The 6,533-nt window shown below is 37.8% G+C and carries 7 protein-coding genes; all 7 read left to right on the top strand.

Features of this window, described 5'->3' with window-relative positions:
* The coding region (locus PTI45_RS16125) for a hypothetical protein (protein WP_217492696.1) at window positions 1-343 on the top strand (343 nt) is incomplete at its 5' end.
* A gap of 95 nt (window positions 344-438) precedes the next feature.
* On the top strand, window positions 439-1,995 hold the full coding sequence (gene abc-f, locus PTI45_RS16120) for a ribosomal protection-like ABC-F family protein (RefSeq protein ID WP_069328632.1): 1,557 nt from the start codon (window positions 439-441) through the stop codon (window positions 1,993-1,995).
* Window positions 1,996-2,165: 170 nt separating this feature from the next.
* Window positions 2,166-2,507, top strand: a complete 342-nt coding sequence (locus PTI45_RS16115; RefSeq protein WP_069328631.1) for a hypothetical protein — start codon at window positions 2,166-2,168, stop codon at window positions 2,505-2,507.
* Between the two features lie 255 nt (window positions 2,508-2,762).
* Window positions 2,763-3,485 carry a YebC/PmpR family DNA-binding transcriptional regulator gene (locus PTI45_RS16110; protein ID WP_069328630.1) on the top strand — a complete coding sequence of 241 codons (723 nt, stop codon included), beginning with the start codon at window positions 2,763-2,765 and terminating at the stop codon, window positions 3,483-3,485.
* A 182-nt stretch (window positions 3,486-3,667) separates the two neighbouring features.
* Entirely contained in the window at window positions 3,668-5,395 is a 1,728-nt protein-coding gene (gene poxB / locus PTI45_RS16105; protein ID WP_069328629.1) for a ubiquinone-dependent pyruvate dehydrogenase, read from the top strand.
* A 62-nt stretch (window positions 5,396-5,457) separates the two neighbouring features.
* Window positions 5,458-5,808, top strand: a complete 351-nt coding sequence (locus PTI45_RS16100) for a DUF948 domain-containing protein (protein ID WP_069328628.1) — start codon at window positions 5,458-5,460, stop codon at window positions 5,806-5,808.
* A 193-nt stretch (window positions 5,809-6,001) separates the two neighbouring features.
* Window positions 6,002-6,505, top strand: a complete 504-nt coding sequence (locus tag PTI45_RS16095) for a ferritin (protein ID WP_069328627.1) — start codon at window positions 6,002-6,004, stop codon at window positions 6,503-6,505.
* Window positions 6,506-6,533: the final 28 nt, after the last annotated feature.

Here is a 6,533-nt window from a genome sequence, read left to right as displayed (position 1 = left end):
AGCAGTAGCAATCGAGATTAATCATCAATTGAGTAAAATAAAGTTTGATAATAAAGTGAGTAGTGAAGAAATAAAATTGAAAATTGAAATGAGATTTTCTGAAGAAAAATTCAAAAATATTTTAAACGAAAAACTTAATATATATGAAAATTCTAAAAAATATGATGAAATTCTAAAAATATTTAATTATAAAGAATTAAGTGATAAAATATGTGGGAAATTTGGATTAACAAAAGGGGAATATAGAAGATTAATAATTAATTTATTGAAAAGATCAGAAGATGAAACTACTAAAAATAAAATTATTGATGCAATTAAACCATATATTCCTGTTATGCCTTAATATTAAAAATTAGATTTGTTTCGTTGAGTTATTATTAGTTTCCCCCTATAATAAAACGAGGAAAAAAGTCTAACAGAAAAGGTGTTATATCAACCATGAGTATATTAAATGTAGAGAAGTTAAGTCACGGATTTGGTGATCGTGCTATTTTTAAAGATGTATCATTTCGTTTGCTAAAAGGCGAGCATATCGGCTTAATCGGAGCGAATGGTGAAGGTAAGTCTACTTTTATGAATATCGTTACAGGCAAATTACAGCCGGACGAAGGTAAAGTAGAATGGTCGAAGCGTGTACGTGTAGGTTATTTGGATCAACATGCTATTCTGGATAAAGGCATGAGTATTCGTGATGTATTAAAAGGAGCTTTCCAATACTTGCTTGATATGGAGCAAGAGATGAATGATATGTACGGCAAAATGGGAGATGTGACTCCTGAAGAACTAGAAGAATTGCTAGAGCAAGTGGGTACGATTCAAGATACACTAACTGCTCAAGATTTCTACTTGATCGATGCCAAAGTCGATGAAACAGCGCGCGGTCTGGGATTAACAGATATCGGTCTTGATAAAGATGTGAACGATCTCAGTGGGGGTCAACGTACCAAAGTCTTACTTGCCAAATTGCTGCTTGAAAAACCAGATATTCTTTTGCTGGATGAGCCGACCAACTATCTGGATGAAGTGCATATTGAATGGTTGAAGCGCTATTTGCTTGATTATGAGAATGCTTTTATTCTGATCTCTCATGATATTCCTTTCTTAAATAGTGTGATCAATATTATTTACCATATGGAAAATCAGGAATTAAGCCGTTATGTAGGCGATTATGATTACTTCCAAGAAGTCTATGATATGAAAAAACAACAGCTCGAGTCTGCTTTCAAGCGTCAACAACAAGAGATTTCACAGTTAAAAGACTTTGTAGCCCGTAACAAAGCAAGTGTAGCGACTCGTAATATGGCGATGTCCCGTCAGAAGAAGCTGGATAAAATGGATGTGATCGAACTTGCACAAGAACGTCCGAAACCGCAGTTCAACTTCAAAGTCGGTCGTACCGCAGGCAAATTGATTTTCGAAACGAACGATTTGATTATTGGTTATGATGAGCCATTGTCCAGACCGCTTGATCTCAAAATGGAACGTGGTCAAAAAATCGCTTTAGTCGGTGCCAACGGTATCGGTAAAACGACATTGCTACGTAGTATTCTAGGCGAAATTCAAGCGATTTCGGGTACGGTACAACGTGGAGAACATCAGCAAATTGGTTATTTTGAGCAAGAAATGAAAGGCGACAATTACAATTCTTGTATTGAAGAGATTTGGAAAGAGTTTCCTTCGTATTCCCAGTTTGAAGTTCGTGCTGCACTAGCCAAATGTGGACTAACGACCAAGCATATCGAAAGTAAAATTGCTGTACTGAGCGGTGGCGAAAAAGCTAAAGTTCGTCTCTGTAAATTGATCAATCGTGAAACGAATATTCTTGTACTGGATGAGCCGACGAACCATTTGGATGTCGATGCCAAAGACGAGCTTAAACGTGCGCTTCAAGCGTACAAAGGCAGTATTTTGATGATCTCTCACGAACCTGAATTCTATCGTGATATCGTGACAGAGACTTGGAATTGTGAAGATTGGACAACAAAAGTATTTTAAGTTAATAAATAGAGCTTACAGTAGAAAGAGTGCTTACAGGCACTCTTTTTTATTGTTTATTTTTAAATGTATATATTGATATAAAAGTTATTGTATAATGTAAAACGAAGTCTAATCTTACATTAATAAGAGAGATCGACTACTTTTTATTCATTTCAAAGGAGAATCAAATGAACAATCTGGAGATTGCTTTATTGATCGTGATTGGTTTAATTGCTGTAGGGATTATCATGACAGGTCTACGTTGGATGAGTCTCAGTAACAAACGTAAGCAAAGTGGAGCAGTTGTGGAACCTAGCCATGGTGTTCTTGCCTTTACACCTGAAGAAATTGCGAAAAAACTGCTGTTTGTTTTTATCAATACTGAATTTCTGTTTGTTGCTCTTTATCTATTAATCTATGTCAAATCCACTACAGCTAATATGATTGCTTATGTACTGCTTGCTGTATATATTGTCGGCACGATCTATAATATTATTGTAAATATCCGTAAGTTCAAGACCAATGAATAAATGAATAATGGTCAATAGGATTGAATGGAGAAGTACATAGATACAAGGTTATCCTGACGAAACATTCCGTCCTAAAGGCAAATGAACACCTGCTGAAAGTGCCGTTATTTGGAAAAGATGACTAGATGTGCACGTTATTGTGAACCAAAATGAACAGAAACAGCAGGAATGAACTTGTTCACGCATCTTTTTACGAGTATAATTAGACACTGACTGATTATATAGATTTAATATTAGAAAGAGAGCGGGATAACTATGGGCCGTAAATGGAATAATATTAAAGAGAAGAAAGCTTCAAAAGATGCTAACACAAGTCGTGTCTATGCCAAATTTGGAGTTGAAATTTATGTAGCTGCGAAGAAAGGCGATCCCGATCCGGAAACTAACCGTGCATTGAAAGTCGTTGTTGAACGCGCAAAAACATATAACGTACCTAAAGCGATTATCGATCGTGCACTTGAAAAAGCAAAAGGTAGCGGAGATGAGCAGTATGCTGAACTTCGTTATGAAGGCTTTGGTCCAAATGGTTCTATGATTATTGTGGACGCTTTAACCAATAACGTAAACCGTACTGCACCAGAAGTTCGTTCTGCTTTTAACAAAAACGGCGGTAATATGGGCGTGGCTGGTTCTGTTGCTTACATGTTCGATTCTACAGCAGTAATCGGAATCACAGGCAAAACAGCAGATGAAGTCTTGGAAATTTTGATGGAAGCAGATGTTGATGCTCGCGATATTCTTGAAGAAGATGAAGCGGTTATTGTCTATGCTGAACCGGATCAATTCCATGCTGTGCAAGAAGCATTCAAAGAAGCTGGTGTTACTGAATTTACCGTTGCTGAATTAACGATGTTGCCACAAAATTACCTTACTCTTCCGGATGAAGCAGCGTATGCACAATTTGAAAAATTAATTGATGCGCTTGAAGACTTAGAAGATGTACAACAGGTTTATCACAATGTAGAGTTCGAAGATTAAGATCCTACGTATGTAGTAGGATATATGATAGATTACTTTAAGCCCTTTGCCTGTTTATTCGGTAAAGGGCTTTTGTATATAATTACATATTGTTTGAGAAAGGTGACTCTGCGGGTAAAGAATGAATTATGTCGAAAGATTAAATAAAGAATAGACTATAGGAAATGAGAAGGTGACTGTACATGAAAAAAAATATTGCAGATTCAGTTGTAGAATCATTAATCAATGCAGGTGTTAAACGCATTTACGGAATCGTAGGCGATTCATTGAACGCTATTATGGATTCTGTACGTCGATCCGGTCAAATCCAGTGGATTCATGTTCGTCATGAAGAAGTGGCTGCTTTTGCCGCAGGAGCAGAAGCGGAATTAGAAGGTAGTATTGCTGTCTGTGCAGGCAGTAGCGGGCCGGGAAATCTACATTTAATTAATGGATTATATGATTGTTATCGCAATCGTGTACCTGTACTTGCAATTGCTGCTCATATTCCAAGTGATGAGATTGGAAGTAGTTATTTCCAAGCGACACATCCAGAACAAATTTTTCAAGAATGTAGTGCTTTTTGTGAAACGATTATGACGGAGAAGCAAATGCCACGTACGATCAACATGGCGATCCAGACGGCTATAGCACAATCTACGGTATCCGTTATTATTTTACCCGGAGATATTGCTGCACTAGAAGCAGGAAAACATCCTGTATCTGAAATTCCCGGTCATGTGACTCGTCCAGTCGTTCACCCTTCTACAGATGAATTGCAAAAGCTAGCCACCTACTTAAACGAAGGCAAAAAAATCAGTCTATTATGTGGTGCAGGATGTAAAGGTGCTCATGCTGAAGTGATGCAATTAGCAGAACGATTGCAATCTCCAATGGTGACTGCGCTTAGAGGGAAAGAACATTTAGAATATAACAATCCTTATTTTGCAGGTTTATCAGGATTGATTGGTTATTCTTCCGGTTATCATACGATGATGGATTGTGATGTACTCTTAATGTTAGGTACTGATTTCCCGTATCGTCAATTTTATCCTGAGAAAGCCATTATTTTGCAAGTGGATATTGATCCTTCTCATATCGGAAGACGGACAAATGTGAATTACGGACTCTGCGGAGATGTCAAACATACGATAGAACAATTATTACCTTTACTTACAACAGTACATGATTCGAATCATTTGCAGAAATGTGTAGATCGTTATACCAAAGTACGCGAAGGACTAGATGAATTAGCTGTTGGCAAACCAGGGCATACTCCAATTCATCCGCAGTACCTCATGAAACTGTTAAGTGATGCAGCGACTGATGATGCGATCTTTACAGCAGACGTCGGAACGCCAACGGTATGGGCGGCTCGTTATCTACAAATGAACGGTCAACGTCGTCTTTTGGGCTCATTTAATCATGGGACGATGGCAAATGCACTTCCACAAGCGATCGGAGCACAAGCCACCGCTCCAGAGCGTCAGGTGATCTCTTTATCCGGTGATGGTGGGTTATCTATGTTAATGGGCGATCTACTGACGTTGAAGCAACATCAATTGCCTATCAAGACTGTTGTCTTCAATAACGGCGCACTTGGCTTTGTCGAACTGGAAATGAAAGCAGCAGGCTTCCTTGAAACAGGGACTTCGCTTGTGAACCCTGACTTTTCGGCTGTAGCAAATGCGTTAGGTATTATGGGGATTCGAGTTGAAGATCCTGCTGACCTTCCTTCTGCAATTGAGCGTATGCTTGCTCATGATGGCCCTGTACTACTTGATGTGGTCATTAACCGTCAAGAACTATCCATGCCACCGAAAATCACACTCAAACAAGCAGAAGGATTTACAGTATGGAGTATGAAAGCGATCCTTAATGGACGTGGTGATGAGATCATTGATTTGGCAAAAAGTAATCTTTTACGTTAAATCATTTCTTTTGGGTAATAGATAGTATGAGAAAACAAAGAAAAACACAAGGAGGTACTCTTATGGGTAACCCGATTAAAGATATCAAAAAAAGTATCGACAAATGTAAAGCCACCGCAGACCAAATCAAATTGACTTTGGATGATGTCAAAAAAGATGTAGATGGCGTAAAGAAAAATGTAGATCGTATTAAAGGTGAAGCGCAACAAAAGTCTGCTGACTTGAAAGTAGCAATGGCGACGATTAAAGGAGCAGGAGATAATACCAAAGAAATCGGTAACTCATTCATGTTATGTCTGCATGAAGTGAAAGCACTATTTTCGATGAAAGAAGAATCAACGTTGACGACATCTACTTATTCTGAAAGCACAGGTGAACATCAACCTTCACTTCAATCCTCATCTCGTTATTAATCATCATAAACAAATCAACAGGATCATCTGCATACTTTTGTGCATATGATCCTGTTTTTTTGTAGTTCAATCATTAACATACAAGATCATACAAGACTTGGTCACAATTGAGAGTCACTAGATATTCAAAATAAGTTCGACAATTCTGTGTTATAATCAATCTATATTACATAGAGGTCGAGGTGTCTGAATCATGGCAAATGAATTAATACATTCTTTAAACGAACAAATGAACTTTGAATTTTATTCGGCGCATACGTACATGGCAATGGCTGCTTACTGTTCAGGAGAAAGTCTGGATGGATTTGCTAACTTCTTTATTGTTCAAGCAGAAGAAGAACGTTTCCATGCGATGAAAATCTACAAATTTCTAAATGACCGTGGATACCGTGCTACACTTACAGCGATGCCTGAACCAACCAACGAATACACATCGATGCTTGATGTATTTGAACATGGCTATGCACATGAGAAACGAAATACAGAGAAGTTTTATCATCTGGCAGATTTAGCGCTTAATGAGCGTGAACATGCAACCATCTATTTCTTGAAATGGTTTATCGATGAGCAAGTAGAAGAAGAGGCTTTGTTCGATAATCTAATCCAAAAGTTACGTCGTATTGAACAAGACAGTAATGCTTTCTATATGATGGATACCGAATTTGCTGGACGTTCGTTCACTGCTCCTGCACTATAATAAAATAAAAAACTAAAATCCAAAAAGC

This window comes from Paenibacillus nuruki, assembly GCF_001721045.1.
Taxonomy (GTDB): Bacteria; Bacillota; Bacilli; order Paenibacillales; family Paenibacillaceae; genus Saccharibacillus; species Saccharibacillus nuruki.
This window is presented reverse-complemented; position numbering and strand designations above follow the sequence as displayed.

Bases quoted from the DNA above. Each gene is read 5' to 3' on its own strand.
- poxB (WP_069328629.1), top strand. From the start codon at position 3,668: ATGAAAAAAAATATTGCAGATTCAGTTGTAGAATCATTAATCAATGCA.
- PTI45_RS16115 (WP_069328631.1), top strand. From the start codon at position 2,166: ATGAACAATCTGGAGATTGCTTTATTGATCGTGATTGGTTTAATTGCT.
- PTI45_RS16100 (WP_069328628.1), top strand. From the start codon at position 5,458: ATGGGTAACCCGATTAAAGATATCAAAAAAAGTATCGACAAATGTAAA.
- abc-f (WP_069328632.1), top strand. From the start codon at position 439: ATGAGTATATTAAATGTAGAGAAGTTAAGTCACGGATTTGGTGATCGT.
- PTI45_RS16110 (WP_069328630.1), top strand. From the start codon at position 2,763: ATGGGCCGTAAATGGAATAATATTAAAGAGAAGAAAGCTTCAAAAGAT.
- PTI45_RS16095 (WP_069328627.1), top strand. From the start codon at position 6,002: ATGGCAAATGAATTAATACATTCTTTAAACGAACAAATGAACTTTGAA.